The organism is Pseudomonas asplenii, assembly GCF_900105475.1.
GTDB lineage: Bacteria > Pseudomonadota > Gammaproteobacteria > Pseudomonadales > Pseudomonadaceae > Aquipseudomonas > Aquipseudomonas asplenii.
The window spans coordinates 5477177-5500465 of record NZ_LT629777.1 but is presented as its reverse complement, the minus strand read 5'-3'; the positions used below and the strand labels follow the sequence as shown (position 1 = coordinate 5500465).

16 protein-coding genes are annotated in these 23289 nt (G+C 60.6%); 8 read left to right on the top strand and 8 right to left on the bottom strand.

The annotated features are described in order from the left end of the window. From BLU37_RS24315 to BLU37_RS24305, 3 genes are read right to left on the bottom strand one after another with little or no spacing between them, the layout of a single operon-like run. The gene (locus BLU37_RS24315) at nucleotides 1-1428 is read right to left on the bottom strand and encodes an efflux transporter outer membrane subunit (RefSeq protein ID WP_090209747.1); all 1428 of its coding nucleotides are present in this window, start codon (nucleotides 1426-1428) and stop codon (nucleotides 1-3) included. Further along, nucleotides 1412-2575 carry an efflux RND transporter periplasmic adaptor subunit gene (locus BLU37_RS24310; protein ID WP_010445427.1) on the bottom strand — a complete coding sequence of 388 codons (1164 nt, stop codon included), beginning with the start codon at nucleotides 2573-2575 and terminating at the stop codon, nucleotides 1412-1414. Before BLU37_RS24310 ends, BLU37_RS24315 begins: the two co-directional genes overlap by 17 nt. Continuing rightward, on the bottom strand, nucleotides 2568-5789 hold the full coding sequence (locus BLU37_RS24305) for an efflux RND transporter permease subunit (RefSeq protein ID WP_090209745.1): 3222 nt from the start codon (nucleotides 5787-5789) through the stop codon (nucleotides 2568-2570). Before BLU37_RS24305 ends, BLU37_RS24310 begins: the two co-directional genes overlap by 8 nt. Nucleotides 5790-6009: 220 nt before the next feature. Between BLU37_RS24305 and BLU37_RS24300 the strand changes: the two genes are divergently transcribed. Then, complete coding sequence (locus BLU37_RS24300; RefSeq protein ID WP_090209743.1) at nucleotides 6010-6414, top strand: PA0061/PA0062 family lipoprotein; 405 nt, start codon at nucleotides 6010-6012, stop codon at nucleotides 6412-6414. A gap of 29 nt (nucleotides 6415-6443) precedes the next feature. Beyond that, on the top strand, nucleotides 6444-6854 hold the full coding sequence (locus BLU37_RS24295; protein ID WP_010445421.1) for a PA0061/PA0062 family lipoprotein: 411 nt from the start codon (nucleotides 6444-6446) through the stop codon (nucleotides 6852-6854). A 173-nt stretch (nucleotides 6855-7027) separates the two neighbouring features. Here the strand turns inward: BLU37_RS24295 and BLU37_RS24285 are convergent, their stop codons facing one another. From BLU37_RS24285 to BLU37_RS24270, 4 genes are all read right to left on the bottom strand, one after another. Beyond that, the gene (locus tag BLU37_RS24285; protein WP_090209741.1) at nucleotides 7028-9037 is read right to left on the bottom strand and encodes a protein kinase family protein; all 2010 of its coding nucleotides are present in this window, start codon (nucleotides 9035-9037) and stop codon (nucleotides 7028-7030) included. Nucleotides 9038-9119: 82 nt separating this feature from the next. Further along, on the bottom strand, nucleotides 9120-10814 hold the full coding sequence (locus tag BLU37_RS24280) for an alpha-keto acid decarboxylase family protein (protein WP_090209738.1): 1695 nt from the start codon (nucleotides 10812-10814) through the stop codon (nucleotides 9120-9122). Further along, entirely contained in the window at nucleotides 10801-12558 is a 1758-nt protein-coding gene (locus BLU37_RS24275; protein ID WP_090209736.1) for a flavin monoamine oxidase family protein, read from the bottom strand. The genes BLU37_RS24280 and BLU37_RS24275 overlap by 14 nt, the downstream gene beginning before the upstream one ends. Before the next feature lie 179 nt (nucleotides 12559-12737). Further along, the gene (locus tag BLU37_RS24270) at nucleotides 12738-13430 is read right to left on the bottom strand and encodes a YoaK family protein (protein WP_090209732.1); all 693 of its coding nucleotides are present in this window, start codon (nucleotides 13428-13430) and stop codon (nucleotides 12738-12740) included. Between the two features lie 696 nt (nucleotides 13431-14126). Here BLU37_RS24270 and BLU37_RS24265 point away from each other — a divergent pair. From BLU37_RS24265 to BLU37_RS24255, 4 genes are all read left to right on the top strand, one after another. After that, nucleotides 14127-15122, top strand: coding sequence for an MFS transporter (locus BLU37_RS24265; protein ID WP_232000385.1), 996 nt, complete (start codon nucleotides 14127-14129; stop codon nucleotides 15120-15122). Continuing rightward, a complete protein-coding gene (locus BLU37_RS29585; RefSeq protein ID WP_232000384.1) occupies nucleotides 15091-15339 on the top strand; it encodes a hypothetical protein in 249 nt (82 codons plus the stop codon). Before BLU37_RS24265 ends, BLU37_RS29585 begins: the two co-directional genes overlap by 32 nt. 127 nt (nucleotides 15340-15466) lie before the next feature. After that, complete coding sequence (locus BLU37_RS24260; RefSeq protein ID WP_090209730.1) at nucleotides 15467-17113, top strand: phospholipase D-like domain-containing protein; 1647 nt, start codon at nucleotides 15467-15469, stop codon at nucleotides 17111-17113. Between the two features lie 105 nt (nucleotides 17114-17218). Further along, complete coding sequence (locus BLU37_RS24255) at nucleotides 17219-19603, top strand: P-loop NTPase fold protein (protein WP_172833052.1); 2385 nt, start codon at nucleotides 17219-17221, stop codon at nucleotides 19601-19603. 8 nt (nucleotides 19604-19611) lie between these two features. Here the strand turns inward: BLU37_RS24255 and BLU37_RS24250 are convergent, their stop codons facing one another. Further along, nucleotides 19612-20844: an NADH:flavin oxidoreductase/NADH oxidase family protein gene (locus tag BLU37_RS24250; protein ID WP_090209726.1), complete on the bottom strand. Its 1233-nt coding sequence runs from the start codon at nucleotides 20842-20844 to the stop codon at nucleotides 19612-19614. 78 nt (nucleotides 20845-20922) lie between these two features. On the opposite strand from BLU37_RS24250, the gene BLU37_RS24245 reads away from it, so the two are divergent. Both BLU37_RS24245 and BLU37_RS24240 read left to right on the top strand, forming a co-directional pair. Next, entirely contained in the window at nucleotides 20923-21339 is a 417-nt protein-coding gene (locus BLU37_RS24245) for a MerR family transcriptional regulator (RefSeq protein WP_090209724.1), read from the top strand. Nucleotides 21340-21693: 354 nt separating this feature from the next. Then, entirely contained in the window at nucleotides 21694-23286 is a 1593-nt protein-coding gene (locus BLU37_RS24240; RefSeq protein ID WP_090209722.1) for a TerC family protein, read from the top strand. Nucleotides 23287-23289: the final 3 nt, after the last annotated feature.

Below are 23289 nucleotides of genomic sequence, written 5' to 3'. Positions count from 1 at the left end.
TCAACTCTGGTCTGGAGAAGTCCAGCCGCCGCCCAAGGCCACCATCAACCCGACACTGGCTTGCAACTGTCGTGTCTGCAGCGCCTGTAATTGTCGTTGTGCCTGCAAGGCGGCGGTCTGTGCCGTCACTACATCCAGATAGTTCACCGCACCGGCCTGGTAGCTGTTCATCGCCAGGGTCTGGGTGTGTTCTGCGGCATTCACCGCCGCCTGTTCGTCCTGGGCCTCGCGCTGCAGGTCGCGCAGTTGCGCCAGGTTGTCCTCGACCTCGCGCACCGCCCGCAACACATGGCTGCGGTACTGGGCTGAAGCTTCCTCGAACTCGGCCTTGGCCTGTTTCTCCTGGGCACTGATCCGCCCACCCTCGAAGATCGGCAGGTTGACCAGCGGCCCCAGCGCCCAGTAGCGGTTACCCGCCGAGAGCAGGTTGCCGACGCCCTGGGTCTGGCCGCCGATCAGACCCGTCAGACTGAAGTCGGGGTACCACGCCGCCTTGGCTACGCCGATCCCGGCATTGGCGGCAAACACCCGGCGCTCGGCGGCGGCGATATCCGCCCGGCGTTGCAGCAGGTTGCTCGGCAAGGCGCCCGGCACCTGGGGAATCGTCAGGATCTGCGTGGTCGGCGCCAGTTGGAAGTTGCTCGCCGACTCGCCGACCAACTCGGCAATGGCATGTTCGGCCAGGTTGCGCTGGCCATGCACTTCATCCAGTTGCGCTTGGGCTTCGGCCAGTTGGCTCTGGGCGCGGGTCAGGTCGAGTTCCGAGGCGATCTTGCCTTGGTAACGATCGCGGGTCAGTTGCAAGGCCTGGCTGTAATCGTCCAGTGAACTGGAGAGGATCCTGCTCTGGGCATCGAGGCCGTTGAGCTGGATATACAGGCTTGCCAGTTGCTGTTGCAGGCTCAGTCGGGCCACTGCCAGGTCGTCGCCCGAAGCCTGGGCCTGGGCGTCGCCGGCGGCGACCTGGTTGCGGATGCGGCCCCACAGGTCGAGGTCGAAGTTCAGCGCGAAACCGGCGGTGTTGCTGTTGTACACCGAGGGTTGGCTTGTGCCGCGCAGCGGACGGCTGTCCGATTGTCGCTGGCGTTCGGGCTGGGCGCTGGCGCTGATTTGCGGGAACAGTGCGGCATGCAACTGGCTGGCGTAGGCCTGGGCGCCGTCATAGTGGGCCAGAGCCGCAGCCAGGTCCGGGTTGGCCTGGAGCAGGCGTTGTTGCAAGTCGTTCAGGTGTGCGTCCTTGAGCAACAGCCACCACTGGCTGGACAACGTGTCGCCAGGCTTGGCCAAGTGCCAGGGACCGTCACTGGTCTGTTCGCGATAGTGTGCAGGCAGGTCGATCTGCGGCACCTTGTAGGTCGGGGCCAGCGAGCAGCCTTGCAAACCGGCGATCAACAGCAGCCAGGTACCGAGTTTAAGCTTTGGCGGCATGGGGGACTCCGGCATCGGCGAGTTTCACCAGGTCGCCTTCGCGCAGGGCGTCGGGCGGGTTGTCGATCACGGTGTCGCCGGGCTTCAGGCCCTGATCGATCACCAGGCGTTCACCCAGGTCGAGGCCGATATGGATATCGCGCAGGTGGACGTGTTTCTGCGCGTCGAGCAGTGCCACCTGGGTGCCTTTGGCCCGGAAGATCAGGGCGCTGGCAGGAATGCTCACACCATGGGTGTCGGCTGGTATCGGGATGGTCGCCTCGGCGTAGTCGCCAGGCAGCAGGGCGTTGTCCGGGTTGTCGGCGACGAACTGCGCGAGCAGGGTGCCGGAGCGTGCATCCACCGATGTCGAGTTGCCCACCAGGCGTGCGCTGAAGCTCATGCCCGGATGCTCCGGGACGCTCAACTGCACTTGCAGGCCAGGTCGGATGACGCTGGCGTAGTTCTGCGGTACCGGCACATACAGCCGCAACTGATGGGTGTCGGCGATATCGAACAGTTCCGGATCGCTGTCGCTGTCGGCCTTGACCAGTTGGCCGATGTCGGTGTTGCGGGCGGTGATCGTGCCACTGAACGGCGCGCGAATGGTCTTGTAGGCTTCCAATGCCGACAGCCGTGCGTAGTCGGCCTGTGCTGCCTCGGCATTGGCTTGGGCGGCGGCGGCGTTGGAACTCTTTTCGTCGGCTTCCTGTTGCGAGACCGAGTGGGTACTCACCAGGTTTTTCCAGCGGGTCGCGGTGGTCCGTGCCAGGCGCGCATTGGCTTGCTCCTGCAGCATATGCGCGTGAGCCTGGGCGACCTGTTGATCGAGGTCCGGGCTGTCGATCTGCGCCAGCACCTGACCGGCCTGGACCTGGCTGCCGATATCGCTTTTCCAGTCCTTGAGGTAGCCGCTGACCCGTGCATGGATCGGTGCCTTGCTCCAGGCCTCAAGACGGGCGGGCAGGCGCAGGGTGTCGCCGGCGGCGTTCTGCTTCGGTTGGAACACGCTGACCATCGGCACTGCAGCGGCCTCGGTCCAGGCCGTGACGGCCCGTTCGTGGCGGGTTCGCGCGGCAATCCCGTTGGCCACCAGCAGCGCTGCCAGGGTCAGGCCGCCGACGCCCAGGTAGAGCAGGCGTTTGCCCGAGGGTTTGCGGTCAGTCATGAGTCATTTCTCCAGCTAAGGCGCGAAGGGGTTGGCGACGACCATGCACCAGGCTGAACACCACGGGGACGAACAGCAGGGTGGCAGTGGTCGCCAGAATCAGACCGCCGATCACGGCGCGTCCGAGGGGGGCGTTCTGTTCCTGGGAGATGGCCAGCGGCAGCATGCCGATGATCATCGCCAGGGCGGTCATGCAGACCGGGCGGAAACGGGTGTAGCCGGCCTCCAGGGCAGCCTTGAGGGCATCGCCGTGTTCGGCCAGGCGTTCGCGGCAGAAGCTCACCACCAGGATCGAGTTGGCGGTGGCCACGCCCATGCACAGGATGGCCCCGGTCAGGGCCGGTACCGACAGCGAGGTGCCGCTGAGGAACAACATCCAGACGATCCCGGCCAACGCCGCAGGCAGGGCGGTAATGATCACGAACGGGTCGATCCAGGACTGGAAGTTGACCACGATCAACAGGTAGATCAGCACTACCGCGCCGAGCAGGCCGAAGCTCAGGCCGCTGAACGCTTCATGCAGCGCGTCGATCTGGCCGTGCAGGCTGACCACCGCCCCCTTGGGTCGCAGCGACGACGCATCGTCGATGACCTTCTGGATGTCATGGGCCACCGCGCCGAGGTCACGGCCCTGGACGTTGGCGTAGATATCCAGGGTCGGCTGGATGTTGTAGTGGGTCACCACCGCCGGGCTCGCTACCCGATTGATGGTGGCCAGGCCGCCAAGAATCTGCGACTGGCCGTTGCTGCCGGTCACCGGCAGGGCTTCCAGCGCCGGCAGGCTGTCGAGACGGTATTGCGGAGTCGCCGCGACCACGCCATAGGACACACCGTTGGCCGGGTTGAGCCAGAAGGTCGGGGCCACCTGCGAACTGCCGGCCAGCGAGGCGACCATGCTGTTGGTGACGTCACGTTCGGTGATCCCCAGGCCCTTGGCGCGCATCCGATCGACGTTCACTTGTAGCGACGGATAACCCTCGGACTGCTGGATACGCAGGTCGGCGATACCCGGTACGTGTTGCAGGCGGCGCTGCAGTTCCACGGCGAACAGCCGATTCTCCTCGGCACTGCGACCGGAGATCTTCACGTCCAGCGGCGCCGGAGCCCCGAAGTTGAGGATCTGGCTGCTGATGTCCGCCGGCAGGAAGGCGAAGTGGCTGCCGGGGAAACTTTCCGGCAGGGCGCTGCGCAGTTGCTTGACGTAGTTGGCGGTTGGCTGATGGCCGGGCTTGAGTGTCACCTGGATATCGCCGTCCTGCGGGCCGATGGTGCCGCTGCTGCTGTAGGCCATGTCGATGCCGCTCAACGGAATACCGATGTTGTCGACGATATGGTCCAGTTCCTCGGCGGGAATGATCTCGCGGATCCGTGACTCGATGCGGTCGAAGGCCGCCGCGCTTTCCTCGATCCGCGAACCCAGTGGCAGGCGCACATGCAAGGCCAGGGCGCCGGCGTCGGTGGCGGGGAAGAAGTCTTCACCCAGGCTCGGCAGCAGGGCGAAGGACGCCAGTACACAGCCGAGGAAGCCCAGCAGGAAGCGTCGACGGCAACCGAGGGCAAGGGTCAGCAGGCCGTGGTAGGTGTCGCGCACTGTGGAGAAGCCGCGTTCGAAAGCCTGCTGGAAATTCAGCAGGCCTTGCAGCAGCGCGTTGCGCTGGCGGCCGTGCTGGTCGCCTTCGTGGTGATTGAGGAAGGCATCTTCGGGATGGTGTCCGGCGCCGCCTTCGAGCACATGGGGCTTGAGCAGGAACATCGCCAGGGTCGGCACCAGGGTCCGCGACAGGATGAACGAGCTGGCCATGGCGAAGATCACCGCCAGGGCCATCGGCCGGAACAGGTAGCCGGCGATGCCCTGCAACATGAACATCGGTACGAACACGATGCAGATACACAGCAGCGAGACGAACGCCGGGCCGACGATCTGTTTGGCACCGTCGAGAATCGCCGTCTTTACGGCTTTGCCCTGTTCCAGGTGCCAGTTGATGTTCTCGATGGTCACCGTCGCATCGTCTACCAGGATACCGACCGCCAGCGCCAGCCCGCCGAGGGTCATGACATTGAGGGTCTGCCCGGTGGCGGCCAGCAGCGCGATGGCCGAGAGCACCGCCAGCGGAATCGAAGCGGTGATGATCAGGGTCGAGCGCCAACTGCCGAGGAACAGCAGGATCATCGCACTGGTCAGCAGCGCGGCGATGATCCCTTCACGGGCCACGCTGCCCACCGACTCCTTGACGAACACCGAGGCGTCGCCCAGCAGCGAGGTTTTCAGCTCCGGCGGCAGGGTCTCGTTGATCAGCGGCAGCATGTTGCGGATACCGTCGACGATCGACAGGGTGGAGATATTGCCGTTCTTCATCGCCGGCATCAGCACCGCCCGGCGGCCGTCGACCCGGACGATGTTGGTCTGCGGCGGCGAGCCATCACGCACGTGGGCGACCTGGCCGATGGTGATCAGCGCGCCGTCGACGGTCTTGATGGGCAGGTCGTTGAGTTCATCGATCACCTGCGGACTGTTATTGAGCAGTACGGTGTATTCATAGGGGCCGAGCTTGGCGGTACCGACCGGAATGATCTGGTTCTGTGCCGCCAGCGCGTTACCCACGTCCTGTGCCGACAGGCCCTTGGCGGCCAGCGCCTGGGGATCGAGGTCGAGGGTGATCTGGCGTTGTTTGCCGCCCATGGGTGTCGGTATTGCCAGGCCGGGTACGGAGGTCAGTGGCAGGCGGATGCTGTTCTGCACCAGGTCGCGGATCTTGGCTTCCGACAGCGTTGGGCTGGAGAACGCCATCTGCAGAATCGGCACTGTCGAAGCGCTGTAGTTGAGGATCAGCGGTGGGGTGATACCGGGTGGCATCTGTTTCAGCACGGTCTGCGAAACCGCCGTGACCTGGGCGTTGGCGGTACGGATATCGACGCCGGGCTGGAAGAAGATCTTGACGATGCCCATGCCCGGCAACGATTGCGACTCGATATGTTCGATGTCGTTGACGGTGGTGCTCAGCGAGCGTTCATAGGTGTAGATCACCCGGCCAGCCATGTCGTTGGGCGACAGGCCGTTGTATTGCCAGACCACCGCGACCACCGGGATACCGATATCGGGAAACACGTCCGTGGGCGTACGCAGGGCCGCCAGCGGCCCGATGATGCAGATGAAAATCGCCAATACGATAAATGTGTACGGCTTGAGCAGTGCGGTCTTTACCAGCCCTAGCATGCCTTGAACCTCCGGAGAGTGGAATTGCAAACCCCGGCAGTCTTGCCGTTGGAACTTAACGTTTGGCTTTCACCGACATGAAGGATCTTTTAGATAAGGACTGAAATTCTCTTCATTTCCATTCATTTGTCGAAAACGCTCTGTATCGCCACTCTTGGCGGCAATTGGACGGTGTCTCCGTCTGCCGAAGCGACAGATGAACATGAGAGGAATTCATACGATGAACCTGAAACCACTGCTGCTGATTCCGACCCTTGGCCTGGTGTGCCTGCTCTCGGCTTGCGCCGGACCCATGCCCAAGGCTGATTCGAGCGAAGCCTGGATCGGTCTGCAGGGCCAGTCGAGCGACAACCTGATGGCAGAGCGCGTGGATGGCCAGCGAGTGGGGGACGGCCGCTACTTCGAGGTGGCGCCCGGCAAGCACAACCTTGAATTGACCTTGATCCAGGGTGCCAACGGCGACTCTGATCAACCCGAATGCACCGGGCACGTCGAGTACGACCAGTTCAAGGCTGGCAAGCAGTACCACCTGGTTGAATCGGGTTCGGGATCCGACGTCGGGGCGATCCTGGTCAATGACCACGGCAAGCAGGTGGCCCAGTCCCATCTGTTCTCCTGCATCTGACCCCTTTTTCATCTTCGAGGTAACCGCGCATGACACTCAAGCCACTGATGCTGATTCCAACCCTCGGCCTGGCCGTCTTGCTCTCGGCTTGTGCCGGTCCACTGCCCAAGGCCGACCCGAGCGAGGCCTGGATCGGTTTGCAGGACGAGGCGCCAAATGATCTGCTGGCCGAGAAGGTCGATGGCAAGTCGATCAATGACGGGCGCTTTTTCGAAGTGACGCCGGGCGCGCACAAGCTGGACGTGATGCTGGTGGAGATCCCGGTGGGTGACGGCAACCAGGAAGACTGTTCCGGGCAGGTTTCCTATCAGCAGTTCCGGGCCGGTGAGCACTACAAGCTGGTGGAGTCGAGCCTGGGCCAGGAGGTCAGCGCGCGCCTGGTGGACTCCCATGGCAAGGAAGTGGCCCACACCGGCGACTTCCAGTGCATGCCGGGTTGAGGTGCCAGGTCTTGGACCGTCTATCCCATCAGGGGACGCGTTCACGGTAAGTTGATGTCACGGGGCGATCTTTTCTCTGGCAAGGATGCGCCCCGTGAATCTACTGCACCGGGCCCCGTGGCGGGGTCTACTGTCTGAGACCCGGTGGCAGCAAGCGCTACAAGCGCAAGTAGTCAGTACGGTGCGGCACTGATGGTCGCGTTACGCCAGGCGGTTTGCAGTTGCTCGTCGAGCAGTGCCGGTACGCTCTTGCCCGGCTGTTTCTCCAGGCTCAGTTTCAGCCCGTTGAGCGAGCGGCCGCTGAGGCGGTTCTGGGCCAGGTCCTCACGGAACACCTGTTCGGCGTCGGCGTACTGGTTCTGCTCCAGCAGTGCATAGCCGAGGGATTCACGCAGGGTGTAGTACCAGTCCGGCGGTTCGTTGTAGGCCAGTTGGTCCTGGATCTCGACCGCCTTGCGCCAGGCGGCGATCACCTGAGTCGGGTTGTCGCCCTGCAGGGCCTTCAGGTCGGTGAGCAGTTCTGGTGGTGATTCCTTGCTGAACACCTGGGCGGCATTTTCCTTGAGGGCCATAAGGTCCAGCTTGCCCTGGCTGCTGGCCTGGGCCTTGTTCAGCAGGATCAGGTTGGCGATCCGGAACAACTGGACGGCATCGTTGTTGCCGTATTTGAGGGGGGTATCGCCCTTGAGTGTCTCGTTGGCTGCCTGCCAGTAGCGCTTGAGGGCCTCGCCGATTGCTGCGTTGTCGAGCCCCGGCCGGGCCAGTTCTTTATAGGCGTTGGCGTAGGCCCTCATGACCTGCGTGTAGGGGGCGGTCAGTTCCACCCAGGGCGTCTTGCTGTCCTTGGTCGCAGCGGTGCAGGTGTCGTTGATGGTCTTGAGACCTGCGATGATTTTCGGTTCGATCCGATTCAGTGCGTCCCAGTCCTGGAATCGCACCGCGAAGTAATAGGGCACGGCGTAGAAATAGTCGGACTTGGTGGCGATCTCGTCCGGGTACTGCTTGCAGAGAAATTCCAGCGCGGCGTAGCGGGTGGTGTTTTCCACCAGTTCCTCGGCCATGTTCATCGTTTCGTTCTGCCTGCCCTCGATGGACAGGGTCCAGGTCAGGAAGTGGATATTGTGCCCCAGGTAGTGCAGCGGGTAGGGGCTCTGCGGGTTGACCTGATGGGTGTAGGCGCGGTCGACCGAAACGGCGGTGTAGTTGGTGACACTGGCCAGGGCGTTATTGCCCGTGCGCTGGTAGATGTGCGAGGCCATGTGCACCAGGTGGCCGATCGCCGGGTTCTGCTCGCGAAAGCGCTCGGCCATGGGCAGGCCGCTGGCGGGGAAGGGCGATTCTTCGATGGCATGGATGTAGAAGTGGTTGGCACCGGTGTGGAGCTGGTCCTGTACCAGCACCCTGTTGAGCACCTGCAACGCCTCGTAGGCGTTCTTGGTTGGCTCGACGTTATTGGAGGTCGCTGCGGAGCCCTTCCACCATTTCCAGGGTTCCAGGTTGAGCAGCGCATCGGCATACAGGGTCGCGGCATCGAGGTCGTCGGAGTAGGTCTGCGACAGTGTCTTCATGGCCTGGGCATAACGTTCGTTGCCTGCCTTGTCCAGGAACACCCTGCCGTCCTTGGGCGTATACAGGGCCATGAAGGCGTTGGCGTAGTCGACCTCGCGCTGCAATTGCTGTGGGCTGAACCTGTCCTTGGCGGACTGATCGTTCTGGCGTGCCTTGGCGTTGTCCAGCGCAATCTGTGCCGAGCGATAGGCCAGGCGATCACAGCCGGCGGTGGCGTCGCTGTTGATGTTGGAGTTGGCCGACAGGGCGATGCCCCAGTACGGCATTGCCGAACCTTCGTCAGCACGGCTGGCCTGGTAAAAGGCGCGGATGGCCTCGGAGAAGTTGAAGCCGTACTGCAGGGCAATACCCTGGCTGTAGAAGGCCTCGACCTTGTCGGCGTCCTTGAGCGCGACCATTGGGTAGCGGGTGCCGCCCAGGCCCGAGAGCAGTTGGGCGGGGCGGGTGTCCTGCTCGCTGACACACTCAAGCAGGCTTTGCTCGTAGGACTCACCGGGCGGGGCCGGGATGAAACTCTTGGATTCCTCGGCGGCGCCGTGGACATGCGCCTGGGCGGTGCCAGACAGCAGGCACAGAGCGACCAGCGATGGTTGGAACAGGTGGCGTACATCCATGCAGCGGTTACTCCAAAAGGTACTTCAATTGAGTGTGTGGCGATGCGGCTGACCGCTGAAACGAGCGCCAGGGTCAGGCCTGTCAGCTGGCGAGGGCCTTGATCTGCGGTGCCAGGTCCTTCTGTGGAATGATCACCTGTACCAATGTGGTCTTGCGGCTATCGTTCAGTTTCGGTAGCAGCTCGTCCAATTCGGCCTGGGTCGACACTTGGTAGCCCTCGGCGCCGAAGCCTTTGGCCAGCGCCAGGTAATCCCAGGTGGGCAAGATGTCGAACGGAGCGAACTTGCCGTCTTCATCGAACGCATGGATATCCACGAACGCCTGTTCGATGGCATACACCTCGTTGCTCACGACGAACACCACGGCGTTCACCTGATTGCGTACCAGGGTCGACAATGACTGACACATCATCATGAAGCCGCCATCGCCAGCTACCACGAAGGGACGGCGACCGCTGCCCAGGGCAACGCCCAATGCACAACCGGTTTCATGACCCAGCGAGCCCCAGATCGCATCGGCGACGAAGCTGTCGCGGGGCATGTCCATCAGGTTGCTCGCGACATACAGGGATGAGCTTTCGCCGAGAATCAGGCTGCCGTTTTCCCACCAGTGATGCTCACGGGCAAACTGGTCGAGGCTGTTGAACAGGCGGGTGTAGCTCAGCGGTTCGCTGCCGTCCTGGGTACCTTGCAATAGCGCAGGCAAGGGTTCGCGGGGGACCCGTGGTTGCGGGAAGTGCTTGTCCAGGCGCAGCGCCTGCGTCAAGCCCTCCATATAGTTCGGCAGCGGCACGCGAGGGTGGTAATACTGCAGGCCGGTGCGAGTCAGTTGGGAGGTGACCAGGGTAATCTTGTCGAACTTCTGGTCATCCACCAGCAACGGCAGGTAGTCGTCGGTGAAGATCACCCCCAGGGCCAGAATGCACTCGGCATCGTTCATCAATGCCTGGGTCTGGGGTAGCGAGGCATCACCGGCGTAGGTGCCGATGAACTGCGGATGTTTTTCATCGAGAACGGTCTTGGCTTCCAGCGAGGTGGTAAAGGGCAGGCCGCTGGCCTCGATCAGATGCAGGGCCTGTTGTTGCAGACCGAGGCGGGCTATCTCGATACCGAGCATGATGATCGGCTGCTTTTTCGCTGCCCGCAGGCGCTGCACCGTGGTTTCGATCGCCGCTTTCAGCGAGCCTTTGTCGAACCGTGCGGGTATCGCTGACAGCCTGCCGACCGGCGGCTGACAGGGCTCGCCCCAGACGTTCTGCCAGGCTTCCAGATAGATCGGCCGACGCTCGGTAATGGCGGCCGTCAGTGCCTTGTCGATCAGCGCAGGTGCCGCGCAGCAGTTCCCCAGCAGTTCGCAGGCGACCGTGACGTTCTCGAAAACCTTGCGGCCGACCTCCAGGTCGCCGGTGGAGTGATGAAACAGGATGTCCCTGCTCCAGATCAGATCGCGATTTTTCTTGTTGGGGCTGGCGCTGATCACCACCACCGGATTGCGTTCTACATAGGAGCCGGCGATGGCGTTCAGCGCGCTGAAGGTGCCCACGCCATATTGCAGCGAAACCGCGCCGATCCCTGTGTAGCGGGCATAGCCATCGGCGGCGTAGGCGGCGCTCATTTCATTGACTTCACCGACTGCATCGATCTCCGGGTCTTGTTCCAACGCATTCATGAAGTTCGTGACATAGTCGCCGGGCACCTGGAAGACCTTTTTCACGCCCAACTCCTTGAGTCGGGCGAGCAGGTAGTCGGCGACGGTGAAGCCGTTAGGTGTTGCCATGATCAATCCCCTTGTAGGCAAACTCGGTCACTTCATTGAGGGTCGCTGCGCAATTCTTGACGGGCGGGCGCTGGCCCGGTTCGAGGCTGCAGCCGTCGGGGGTGGGGATTGGCAGGAGGTGGTAGTCCTTGGGCAGCCAGTTCGGGCGCTTGAGGCCGAAGAAATCCTGCAGTGTCGATTCGGCCACGGTCACCGCGCCTTCGACCCAGCCCTGGCCAATGGAATAGGCTTCGCCGACGATATAGATCTGTTGTTTTTCCACCGGGTGACGCATGCGGCAGATGATCTGGTCGATCCGGTAGTTGGCCTTCCACTCATGCCAGCCGCCACCGTACGGGTCACTGTCCCAGGCGTGATAGACCGCCGAGTAGGGACGGGGCAGTTCGACCTGATCGTGGACCTGGGTGACCTGCATCTGCGCGACCCGGACCATCTCGTCGCTGACCTGGAACTGGGTCCTGGGCACCACCGGCTCGGCCTTGAGCTTGCCGGCCAGGCTGGCCGGGGTGAAGCCGACGAAAGGCGCGCCATCCTCCAGGCCTTTCCAGAACGGGACGGTACCGATGTCGTTGTAGGAGGCCATCAACAGTGAGTTGAGCGTTGGTTCGCCGCCTTTCTGCTCGCCCTCGGTGCCCATGTAGTAGATCTGCCGCACCGGCAGGTCGGTGACCGAACGCCCGGCCACCAGGCCCAGCGCCCGCCACCAGGGTTGCTCGTAGGCGAGGAACAGCTTGAACGCCGATTGCACCAGCACCGAGCCGAGGTTCTCCTGCAGCCATGGGTCCTTGAAGAAGGGCGACTCGATCAGCTCCAGTGAGCGGCGTGGCATGGCCAGGATGATTTTCCTGGCCTTGACCACCTGGCCGCCGCTGCTGTCGCGGGTGGTCCCGTCGACGCTGACGGTATTCTGGAAGTGCAGGCGATAGGGAAACTCGGTGTCCTTGGCATAGCTGATACTCGCCAGGCGCTGGTTCATCTGCACCCGCTGCTTGCCGGGCAGTTTGCCCGGCAACTTGGCGAACTTCTCGGCCAGGGTCAGCGGCAGGCTCTGGAAACCCTTGGTCAACGTCAGGAACTCGGTGGTGTCCTTGTATTCGGTGGCCGGCAGTTGCGTCAGGGCGCTGGCGTTGGCGACGTTGGCTTCATAGCCGCCGGCGTCCTTCATGAACTGGTAGCCTTCGTTGCTCATCACCCGGTACAGCAGGTCCCAGAAACCGTACTTCCAGATTTCCTTGCCAAACACCTTGACCTGCATCTGCTGGCACAGGCTGAGCTTGTCGAAGCCTGGGTAGACGTAGTTCATCACCTTGACCTGCAGGTCTTCGGGGCAGAAACCGCGCTCCGACCAGGCCATGTCATAAGGGATTTTTTCCGGCGCTTCGACGAAGTCGCGATAACGGAAACGCTTGCCACGCAGATAGAACAGGTTGTTCTTCGAGTACACCGGCTTGGGCGCGCCCATGGGGAAATCCTGGCTGGGCAGCTTGAGGTGCTTGACCAGGTTGTCCACCAGCACGTGGCCGTCCTTGCCGGGGATGTAGCGCATGCCGCCGACCTCGGCGACCACGTTCGGCAGTCCTGGCAGGTTGATGCTGAAGAGCCGCCCGCCGATGCGGTCACTGTATTCGAAGAGGGCGATGTGCTGCGTGTCGCCGTGGGTCTGTTGCAGACGCCAGGCGCTGTAGGCACCCGAGACTCCGCCGCCGACCACGGCAACGTCCAGTTCCAGTTCTTGCGATTTCATGAAGAACTCCATTTCGGGGGGGAGGGGTACCGCGTTTTCCAATCGCGACCAAGTATTGTTGAGTTTTGGCGGAATGCCAGTTTGCCACTACGGTATTCGCTGACGGCCAGTGGCCTGACCGTCAGGGTGGCGAAAAACAGGCGAGGGAGTGCCAGACAATCAGCGCGTCGAGCGGCGGTTCAGGGCTGCAGTGTGTCCTTGCGATGGGTATTGAGGCAGACCCCGATGGCGATGACCAGCGGCAGCAAAAGCCCCCACAGGCCTGTCACCAGATAGAGCAGCGCGGCGCTGATACAGCCGCTGGCAAAGGCCAGCAGGGTGATGCAGACGGGTTTCAGACGCAGGCGGATCGTGGCCCGCTGCGCCGGGTCGCGCTCACCCCACAGGGCAAACACGTCGATGGCGAACTGGGTGACATTCCCGGTCATCAGGGTGGTGGGGGGCGCCCCTTTGAGGTGTTGGCGGGAAATCGCATTCTGAATCGCCATGGCGGCGACACCCGTCATTCCGGTGATCAGCGCTTTGGTGCTGTCGCTATCGGCGAAGGGGCCCCAATAGATCGCCAGTCCGGCGAAGGCGGCGAGCATCAGCGTGTGCGCTACCAGCAGCAGACGCAGAGGCACCAGGCCACGGCGATGAATCGCCACGGCGGCCAGGTGCGTCAGGCCCACCACCAGGACGAACACCGGCAAGGCGATCAGTTTGGACAATGCGCCGGAGGCTCCATTAACGATGCTGACCCCCAGGGTCACGAAGTTGCCGGTGACATGGGCGGTAAACAGACCTTGCAGGGCAAGAAAGCCCAGGGTGTCGACGAAACCGCCATTGAAGCTCAGGGCCGGGGCCACGCTGGGGTGCAAGGGAGATTCCATGGAAGGTCCTTTTGGGTTCGGGTAGGAAAACAGCAGATCGCGCTCGAAGTCAGTTCGCCGTGGATCATCGATCAGGGTAGGGGCTTACGCGACCATATGCTTGTGTCTGGGTGCTGAAAGTTAAATTTCGTAGCAACGGATGCAGAACATCGAAGGCTGCCAGTGTGGCAGGGGTCTTACTGCACTGGGCACCAGGGCGGGGTGGTCGCTACCCGCACTGGTTTCTCTTTTTGTATCTGGCGAGCCCGTTCTATTCCGGAGCCTGAGCTCGGGACGGTATTGCTTAATAATCGCGCTGGTTTTCATGCCCTGTTACTCGTGTGGGGCTACTGCATGTCTTTGTACATATTTTGTTGCAGATTGGGTGGAATCTATATCTTTCGTTATTTTGAAGGAATAATCCTACTTGTTGTGTGGAGGCTTCGTGAGTGATTGGGCGTTAGTGGAATATTTCCGGACGCTACCGTGTTGCAGGTGTTGGGGAATGGCTTCGAGGTCAGGGAGGGTTTTGTCAGTTAATACTGACGCAGTATGTATGCTGTTGTCGGTTTTAAAGTTGGAATTCCCGGTAGTCGCGGTAAAGGCTATGGGCTATCGCGCATAGCGTTAACTTGCACTGGCTAGGATTGCCTGCTAATTGTTGATCTGTCGTTGTTCAGGTGGTTTGAAAGAAAAGATGCATGATGAGCCCTCAGGATGAGTACTCTATTTTTCAGCTTTTTGTTCCTGGTACTGACCGCTGACGCCTTGATGACCTTCATGGTGCCTGTAGTCGTCTATCTGTTGACTGGCAGCATTGAGTACTCTGGATTGTCGTATGCGGTGTGGTGGCTGCCGAGGCTGTTACTCATTCCCATGATCGGCCAATGTATCGATAACGTCGGGATCAGGCCTCTGTCAATTATTTCAGACATCATAAAGACTGCAGGGTGCCTGTTTCTCATATTTCAGAACTCTGCCGATCCCTTGGTCATTTCCATCACGTTTGGTGTAATAGGCAGTCTTGTTTCCATAGGCAATTCGCAGACACTGATTGCCTATGAGAAAATTATTGCAACCTTGAGTCGTGCCAGGGAACATCACATCAACCTGATGTCCAGGATGGATTTTCTTGCGATGGTCATCGGTCCTGTTGTTGGTATATTGTTGATAGATTTTGGTTATAAATATCTGCTGATCATTCCTTGTCTTCTCTATTTCCTCAATGCCGGCTATTTTTCCTGGGTGAGGCTGAATCCTATTAAAAAGGTAAACAGCAAGAACTCTGGCTCGGCCGTGGGTCGGCAGGCTGTTTCATCTATGGGGTTTATTGCTTCGGTGCCCGTCCTTCTTGGTGTGATTTTCCTGTCTATGGGGAATAACATGTTTGATGGCTTGATAGAGTCGTCAGGGGCGGCGCTTGTCGAATTGAACATGAATATGCCCGTGAAATATTTTGGTGTGATTGATATCGTGGCAGGTGTTTTTTGGGGTGCTGGGTACTTATGCCTATGGTGCCACGCGTATCAGGATGAAGCGCCCTCGGCTCTTGCTGATGGGGCTATTCTTTGTGGTTTTTCCTTCGCTTTTTTTGATTGCCTTTCCTGCGTCGTTCGTGATCTTTGTCCTGTGTTATGCCATGAGCATATTTGGCAAGGTTGTATGTGGAAATGTCGGTCGAATGATAAGAATCGAAGTGATTCCTTTGCATAGACTTGCAAGCACCTCTTCAGTCATCGTGATGCTTAACCAGTCGGTTTTGCCTATTGTCGGTATGTCGCTTTTCTTCTGGGGTAAAAGCACCGACGTGGTTTATTTCCTGATGATGTTTTCTGTCATGGTGACGTTGGCTTCAGGCTGTTTTCTGGTCAGGGAACTGAGCAAGGCAGTGGGCCAGCCTGGTCGGTTTCCAGGTGACGCACCGGGTTAGGGAGGCCGCCACGTGTATCAAGGGTTTCATGGAAGATTTCATCAAGGAAATCGGTGCGTGATGCTCTCGGCGGCATGAAAGTTCGCTACGCTCGACCATCACGATCAATCGCTCAAGGATGTGATGCATGCGCGTACTTCAAAGCAATGCCCAGGACGATTTCCGGGTCAAGGCGTATGCCGGCACCAGCGGGGTGCTGCTGGCAATGGATCTGGCCGAGTCGAAACGCGCCGGTCTGCTCGGTTTTGCCATCGAGCGCCAGACAGGAACCAAGCCCTGGCGGTTTCTGTTCAACAGCCTGACCTTTCCCGGCAAGGAGCACACCTTTCCCCAGTATCACGCCACCCCCAGCGACTTGGCGCCACTGCAGAAATTCCGCTGGGCCGACTACAACGTCGAACCCGGCACCACCTGCAACTACCGCGTGCACCTGGCCTATGGCTCGGCCGATGCGCCGCAACTGGGCGAGTCGCTGGCGATCAGCGTGACCACCGATAATGGCCTGCCGAAGAACCAGCGGGTCATCTTCAATCGCGCGGTGGCAGCGAGTCAGGGTTTCGAACGCAAGTTTCCCGAGCTGAACCAACTGCTTACCCAGCAGAACGACCTGTCTATCGAGGACTGGCCGCAAGCTGCCCGTCTGTGGCTGGAAAACGGCCTGCTGGAAGAGCTGCTCGGTTTCATTGCGCGTGCCAAGGATGGGCAATGGGGCCTGGATATCGCTATCTACGAGTACCAGTTGCCGGCTATCGTCAGTGCGGTGAGTGCGGCCAAGGACCGCGGCGCGCGAATTCGTGTGCTGTATCACGCCAAGGTCGGCGACGAGGACACCGCCTACAACGAACGGAGCCTGGCGGCGATTCCTGCCGAGAGCAAACGCGGGCGTGTGACCAGCAAGATTTTCCATGACAAGTTCATCGTCCTCAGTCAGCGTGACGGCGCTGGCCAGTACCAGCCTGAGGCGGTGCTGTGCGGCAGTACCAACTTCACCGCCAATGGCGTGTACCGTCAGGCCAATGTGATTCATGTGCTCGACGACAGCCGTCTGGCTGCCGAGTACACCCAGGTCTTCGAGCAGATCTGGGCCAGCCCGACGGACGTGTCGGCGACCCGCAAGTGGATCACCCGGAACAACCCCATGGACCCCGGTCAGCCGCTGTTCGCCGGATTTTCCCCGCGTAGCGGCCAGGGCGATCTCGAGGCTTTCGTGCAGATCATCACGGCCGCGCGCAAGGATGTGCTGTTCGCCACGGCCTTTGCCTTGCCCGAGTCGATTCTCGAGGCTCTGCTCGGCCAACCCCATGACGACGTGCTGCGTTTTGGCCTGCAGAACACCGCCAGCAGCATCTCCGGGATTCATGCCGACCGTACCGACGACTTCGTCGCCACGGCGTTGCTCGGTACCGGCCTGGAAGGCTGGATCAAGGAGGGTCTCAAGGGGCAGAAGGGGCGCCTGCTGGTGCACACCAAGGCGGTCGTGACCGACTTCACCAGCGACACCCCCACGATCATCAGCGGCAGCCATAACCTCAGCGTCGGCGCCAGTGAAGGCAACGACGAAAACTACCTGGTGATTCGCGGCGATACCGACCTGGCGGATCGCTATGGCCTGGAGATCCTGCGCTTCTACGAGCACTATCGGTTCCGTTATTACGCGAAGAAGCTGGCGCTCAAGGAAGTGCAGCCGCTGGCACCGAATGACAGCTGGAGCGATGGGTACTACAAGGCAGGCGATCTGAAAATGCTCTCGCGGCTGCGGTTTGCAGGGCGGTGAGCGCGGAGCTGTTACAAAACCGGGGTGCTTGATGTTAAATGGCTACCTTTGTTCGCGCATCCCGGTGATCTGATCGTTACAGTCGCCCATACAGGAATGGAATCAGTGCTGAAAGACGACAAGGGCGACCCGCTGAAGCTGTCTGGTTATGCCACGCAATTGGGTACCTCCTCATTTCCTCATGACCCCTACAGCTCGCCGGGAGAGGGGGAGCCCTCCGGGCCAATCATTCACCTTGATAGCATTCAGATTGCAACCACCCACAGCGACGACCCCTGGGCGGTTGGGCTTGATGACCAGTTGGATGTCGCAGACGAGGCCAAGGCCTTTGCTCGAATGGCGGCTTCCAAAGCCTTCGTGCCGCCGTTGGCGGTCGGCATCTTTGGTGATTGGGGTAGCGGCAAGTCTTTCTTCATGAGACTGGTTCACGAACATATCGAGCGCCTGTGCGCAGGTCTCCCGCAAAGCGGAGCTTCAGAGGCCGGATCGCCTGACTTTCACACACAGATCGTACAGATTCGTTTTAATGCCTGGCACTATGCGGAGACCAATCTCTGGGCCAGCCTGGTCAATCACCTGTTCACGGAGTTGGACCGCTGGTATGGCGAGCACAATCCCGGGAGTCCCGACGGGTTGCTGGACACCCTGTCCACTGCCCGCACGCTGACGCTCGAGGCTGCCCAGGAGTTGGTTGACCGTCGTAAGGAACAGCGAAACGCTGCCAATGATTTGCAACTGGCTGAGCAGCAACTGACCGATGCGCGCGAGGCGCTTGGTACATCACCCCGGTTTTACTGGAATGTACTGACGTCGGTTATATCCGAGGCCAAACCGGGCAGTGACCTGGCCAAGAGTGAAGAGCAGTTGAAGAGCGCTGCACAGGAACTCGGCATGACCGATCTTGTGGGGAGTGCCGACTCGCTTCGTCAAGTGATGACCGACCTTGAGAACGAGTCCAGGCGAGCAGGCTTGTTGGCCAGGGGATGGAAGCGCCAGCTTCAAGGTTGGCCTTTTGTCATATCCACAATGCTGGTCATCCTGTTTGCGCCGGTGGTGGCCACGTATGCACAGAAATTGCTGGCCAACTGGTTGCCCACGCTTGGAGGTCTGCACCAGGCGATCATTTCCGTAAGCGTAGGCTTGGCAAGCATTAGCGGTTTAATGGGGTTGTTTCTAGCAAAGACCAGGAAAATCCTGGGGCGACTGGAGGCAGCCAAGAGCGTCATGGACAGGGCAGTGGATGGCAGGTTGAGTGCTCAGGCCGATACCCTGAAACGCACACAGGAAAGCCTGTCCCAGGCCAATGCCCATGTCGAGGAAGCGCAGGCGCGGGTCAAGGCCAGCAGTGAGCGGTTGGCAGAGGCCTCGCATAATTACTCCCAGGGAACCGGGGCGAGTCGTCTGAAAACATTTGTCCGGGCTCGTGCCGTCGATGGCGATTATGCAAAGCATTTGGGACTGATCGAGACTATTCGCAAGGACTTTGAGGAGCTGTCTTCATGTGTCATGGCTGATGGACGCTCCGATGAGCGAGTCCAGCAGGAACGAGAGGCGTTTGGTAAACGCTTGCAGCAGTTTCTGGGTGACCATGAGGGGCTGTTGACAGATGGCGAGGTCAGCGAGCTGAAACGGACTTTGACTCACCTTTCAAATGACAAGGGCAGTGGAGGGGAAGAGCCTGAGTCTTTCAAGCGGATTGTTCTTTACATTGACGACCTGGACCGTTGCCCACCGGAAAAGGTTGTTGACGTCTTGCAGGCGGTTCATCTGCTTCTGACGTTCCCGATCTTTGTTGTCATGGTGGCGGTGGATGCTCGCTGGGTCCGCAATGCACTCCTGAAAGTGTATCCCGGCTTGATCGGCACAGCAGGTAATACGGCTGAGAAGATGGCCTCGGCGAATGATTATCTGGAGAAGATTTTCCAGATACCTTATTGGATGAGCCCAATGAAGGGTTATGCCAGCGTAAACTTCCTGGCTGATCATGTTCAGCGCCTCGATCCCCGGCCTGCTGCAGCAGTACCAGAAAAGGCCTTGATCAAACTGCCTATCGACAGGCTGTCGATAACGCCAGAAGAAGAGGCATTTCTCAAACAACTGGCGCCTTTTCTCGGGGGCTCGCCGAGGCGTGCATTGCGTTTTCTCAATACCTACCGCCTGATCAAGGCAAGTCTCAGTCTACGAGACTTGTCGAAATTGGAGGGCGGCAGGTTCAGGCATCTCCTGGTGCTGCTGGCATTGGCAACCGCCTCTCCAGCCATTTTCAGCAAATCGGCCACTTTGCTGGAGATGAACGATAACGGGGGGACGCTGGAAGGCCTCATTGCCCAGGTGATCGATGGTCAGAAGGATTCACCTGAGCTCCAGCGAGGCAAGCGCATCCTCAGCGCTTATCAAAATGAATTCCCATCAGGGCAAGCCATCTCTCTTTCCGGGCTTGGACGGTACGTTTCCATTGCTCGTCGGTACTCCTTCGCTGGCTGGTCATAGTTGGCGCATCAGCGCTGACTGGAGGCCATCTCCCGACGATACTGTCGTGTCCGCTTCCCTATGAACAGACGGTCCAGCACCAATGCCCAGGCAGGCGAAACCTCAGGTTTCGTCCGCCGTCCCTCGCTCAGGCGCTTCAACTGGAATTTGACCACTGCCATGGTCGCCAGGGCCGCCAGCGGCTTTTTCTTCCAGCGGATCGGTGGCAACTGAGGGTGGCTATCGCGGCCTTCGCGCCAGTGGCGGGGCAGGTTGGGCTCCACGGCCAGTGCGGTAGCGATACCGGCCATGGCGACGCCGCTGTCCAGTACCTGTTCGACGACGGGCAGTCGACGGATGCCGCCAGTGACCATCAGCGGCATCTGCGCCACTTTCGCCAGGTCAGCGGCCATCTCCAGGAAATACGCCTCCCGCGCCAGCGTCCGACCATCGCGCGCCTCGCCCTGCATGGCAGGCGCCTCGTAGCTGCCACCGGACAGTTCCACCAGATCCACCGCCTGTGTGTTGAGCCATTCGATCACCTGGCGGGCATCGTCGGCATCGAAGCCACCTCGCTGGAAGTCCGCCGAGTTGAGCTTGACCGCCACGCAGAACCCCGGTGCCACCACCGTGCGAATGGCCTTCACCACCGCCAGCAGCAGGCGGGCACGATTTTCCAGGCTGCCACCCCAGCGGTCACTGCGTCGGTTGCTCAGCGGCGAGAGGAACTGGCTGAGCAGATAACCATGCGCGGCATGGATCTGCACGCCGCTGAAACCCGCCTGTTCGGCCAGTTGGGCGCTGCGGGCAAACCGTGCGATCACGGCTTCGATATCGGCTTCACTCATGGGCCGCGGCTCGGCGAACAGCTTCGAGAACTCGCCCATCTCCAGTGCGACTGCCGAAGGCGCCAGGCTGGTCTGGCCAAGGTTGGCCAGGGTCTGGCGACCGGGGTGGTTGAGCTGCATCCAGACTTGCGCACCCTTGGCCTTGCCGATGGCCGCCCACTGGCGGAATTTCTCCAGATGGCGCTCATCTTCCAGCACCACGCCGCCGGGGCCGGTCATTGCGCGGCGGTCGATCATCACGTTGCCGGTCAGCAGTAGGCCCGCCTCGCCGTCGGCCCAGGCGCGATAAAGCTCCATCAGTTGGCGGGACGGTGCGTTGTCCTGATCGGCCATGTTCTCCTCCATGGCAGCCTTGGCAATGCGGTTGGGGATCAGTACGCCGTTGGGTAGCGACAGGGCCTGGAAGGGTGACATGCTTGACTCCGGGGTAGTGGGGAGTTCAGGCTAAGGTTAAAGTAAGGTTTAATGTCAATAGTCGTGGCGAGGATTTCCATGAAGATCGGTGAACTGGCCCTGCGCAGTGGCCTGGCAGCTTCGAAGATCAGGTTTTACGAGGCGCAGGGGCTGATCCGCAAGGTTCATCGCCAGGCAAACGGTTACCGTGAATACCCGCCCGAGGTACTGCAGACGCTGTCGATCATCCAGTGTGCGCAGCAGGCCGGTTTCAGCCTGGAGGAGTTGCGTGCACTGGTGCCAGCGACCGAGTCCGAAGTCTGGGATCATGCTGAAATGATTGCCAGTCTGGAGCGCAAGATCGGCCAGATCGAGACCATGCAGGCGCGTCTGGCCCAGAGCAAGTTGCAGTTGCTCGGGGTGGTGAACAGCATCCGGAACAAGCCGGCGGAGGTCTCGTGCCGGGAAAATGCCGAACGCATGATGGCGTCGCTGGGTGGCCAGATAGAGGATTGAACGGCTTGTCCCCTCGTCCTGTGGAGCGCTAGGGACAGGCGGTCGAACGGGTGGCGATATTCGTCGAATTTCCGCGTTTTCATGATTTGAAATAGTTTGTCTGTCGGTCAGATTCTGGCGGTCATGTAGGATTTATCTCCCTACTAGCCACTCAGGTTGTTCATGAACACCCTCGCGGAACCTCCCGGTCGTCCCCTCACGCTTTTCTTCACGCACGTGCCGCTCTCGTGCGATCAGCCCGGCAATCCCCCTGTCGAGCTTCTTTTCAAGTCTTGCCGCGCTGTCTCCGTGCCGTTTTCCGGCCTGGTATTGCCGTGCGCGCGTGTTCGAATTCATTAAGGGAGCGCATTTTTCATGGAATGGTTGGCTGACCCCACGGCCTGGCTTGGCCTGTTGACCCTGATTTTCCTGGAACTGGTACTGGGTATCGACAACCTGGTGTTCATCGCGATCCTGGCGGACAAACTGCCGCCCGCACAGCGCGATCGCGCGCGGGTTATCGGCTTGTCCCTGGCATTGCTGATGCGCCTGGGCCTGCTGGCGAGCATCGCCTGGATGGTGACCCTGACCCAGCCGCTGTTCGAGGTTCTGGGCAAGAGCTTCTCCGGGCGGGACCTGATCATGCTGTTCGGCGGCATATTCCTGCTGTTCAAGGCCACCATGGAGCTGCATGAACGGCTGGAGGGCCACGTCAGCCAGCGTTCGGCCAACGGTACTTATGCGCTGTTCTGGCCCATCGTCGCGCAGATCGTGGTGCTCGATGCAGTGTTTTCCCTGGACGCGGTGATTACCGCTGTCGGCATGGTCGAAGAACTGTCGATCATGATGATCGCGGTGATCGTTTCCATTGGCCTGATGATCGTTGCCAGCAAGCCGCTGACGCGCTTCGTCAACGAGCGGCCGACGGTGATCATGTTGTGCCTGGGTTTCCTGATGATGATCGGCTTCAGCCTGACCGCCGAAGGGCTGGGGTTGCATATTCCCAAGGGTTACCTGTACGCGGCCATCGGTTTCTCGGTGTTGATCGAATTGTTCAATCAGGTGGCCCGGGCCCGGCGCAAGCAGTCGGCCCACGGCGAGCGGCCGCTGCGTGAACGCACCGCCCATGCGGTGCTGCGCATGCTGGGCGGACGCCGGTTGTCCAGCGAGGAGGTGGGAGAGGAGATTGCCGATCTGCTGGAACCTTCGGCGGATGACGCCGAAGTGCCGTTCGAGCGTAGCGAGCGGGTGATGATCAGCGGCGTGCTGCAACTGGCCGAGCGGCCGATCCGCACGCTGATGACGGTGCGTACGCAGGTCGACACCCTGGATGTCGCCGACAGCCCTGCGGTCATTCGGCAGAAACTGATCCGTTCGTCCTACTCGCGCCTGCCGCTGATTCGCCAGGGCGCGGTCGACGAGCCTCTGGGCTTCGTACACAAGAAGGAACTGCTCAAAGCGTACCTGGACGGCAGTGAACCGGGACTGGAATTTCTCGCTCGGCGGGCGATAAACCTGTTAGACAGCTACTCTGTGCTCAACGCGCTGGAACAGATGCGCCAGGCTTCGACCCATATCGCTTTTGTGGTCAACGAGTTCGGCGATTTCGTCGGCCTGCTGACCATGACCGACATCCTCGAATCGATAGCCGGCGAGTTGCCGGATGCCAGCGAGGTCGAAGGTCCCGAGGTAGTCGAGCACGGCAATGGTTTTCAGGTCAGCGGTGCCATGACCCTCAGTCGCGCACGTCAGCGCCTCGGGATCGAGGCCAAGGCCACCGAGGACTACCAGACGTTGGCCGGGCTGGTGATGAGCCTGTTGGACCGGCTGCCGATGATTGGCGACCAGGTGCAATGGGCCGGCTGGCGAATGAACGTCGTCGCGGTACAGGAGCGGCGGGTGACCCGCTTGTTCCTGGAGCGGTTGCAGGACGGTGTCAGAGCGGCGGCCCACGATTCGTCGCAATGATGG